The sequence below is a fragment of the Mesorhizobium sp. M7A.F.Ca.US.006.04.2.1 genome (assembly GCF_004022915.1).
In the GTDB taxonomy this organism is placed as follows: Bacteria; Pseudomonadota; Alphaproteobacteria; order Rhizobiales; family Rhizobiaceae; genus Mesorhizobium; species Mesorhizobium ciceri.
On sequence record NZ_RZQA01001249.1, the window covers coordinates 1 to 1,297 of the forward strand.

Consider the following 1,297-nt stretch of genomic DNA (forward strand, 5'->3'; position numbering starts at 1 on the left):
GCGGTCGCCGGATCGTCGCGGATTTCCAGGCAGGGGGCGGCGACGCCGGGGGAATAGGCGAGCGCGAGGTCGCGCTGATTGCCGAGCGGCTTGGTCGCCTGTATCTCGAGCTTTCCCGGCCTTGGGTGCTTGTGGAAGTAGAGGGCGGCTTCGTCGAGGTCCGAACGTGCCGTCTTTTTGCTCTCGCCTTCCATGCGGCCACTCCCTCGAAATCTGCCTGGAGATTCCCTTTTAGCATGCAGCCGTGGCTTTTCGCGACGCTAATTGACGCGCCGGCGGCAATACCCGGCGGCGCGTAGAAGACCTCGAATAATCAAATACTTATGACGATTTTCTGACGGACGGCTCCGACCGTTTCACGGATAAGTTGATCAAAAGGCGCTGACGTAAAGACCACCATCGACCGGTATGTTCTGCCCGGTCAGATAGCCGGCATGGACCGAGCACAGGAAGGCGCAGATCTGGCCGAACTCCTCCGGCGTGCCGAGCCGCTTGGCCGGAACATCGGCGCTGATGCGGGTCTTGCGCGCGGCTGCGGCCTCAGGGCTTTCGACTGTGCCGGCCTCATGCGGGCCGCGCAGCCGGTCGGTGTCGAGCTTGCCCGGCAGAAGGCTGTTGATGGTGACGTTGCGGTCGACAACCGTTCTGGCCACGCCGGCAAGGAACGAGGTCAGGCCGGCACGCGCGCCGGACGACAGGTCGAGGCCGGGAATGGGCACATAGACCGACAGCGAGGTGATGTTGACGATGCGACCGAAGCCGCGCGCCGCCATGCCGTCCAGCACGGCCTGCACGAGCTCGATCGGAGTCACCATGTTCTGGGTAACGCCTTCGAGGATCTTTTCGCGATCGAGCGTGCGGAAGTCGCGAAGCGGCGGTCCGCCATTGTTGTTGACCAGGATGTCCGGCTCGGGGCAAGCCACGAGCAGCGCCTTCTGCACCTCCGGCTTCGAGACGTCGCCGACGACTTCCGTCACCGTGACGCCATAGCGCTCGCGCAACTCAGCGGCGGTTTTCGCCACCAGCTCCGCATTGCGTCCGTTGACGACAATGTCGCAGCCGGCTTCCGCCAGCGCCATGGCGCAACCGCGCCCAAGTCCCTTGCTCGAAGCGCAGACGATGGCCTTCTTTCCGCGGATACCGAGATCCATGACGATTTCTCCTGTGATTTGGCCGGCAAGCTAGTCCTTCGGCTGGACCAATCGCAACCGTCATACGGTTGTTGCATGAATCGGGGCATAGGCTCGCGAAAGCAACGGTGAAATCGCGATGTCCGGCCAAGAGCCCCGCACTTTCC

1 protein-coding gene and 1 pseudogene are annotated in these 1,297 nt (G+C 63.2%); both read right to left on the reverse strand.

The window, feature by feature from the left end; genetic code table 11:
- Positions 1-194, reverse strand: a pseudogene (locus tag EN925_RS36310) (hypothetical protein); the annotation flags it as partial.
- Positions 195-371: 177 nt separating this feature from the next.
- Positions 372-1,151 carry an SDR family oxidoreductase gene (locus EN925_RS36315; RefSeq protein WP_027161489.1) on the reverse strand — a complete coding sequence of 260 codons (780 nt, stop codon included), beginning with the start codon at positions 1,149-1,151 and terminating at the stop codon, positions 372-374.
- Positions 1,152-1,297: the final 146 nt, after the last annotated feature.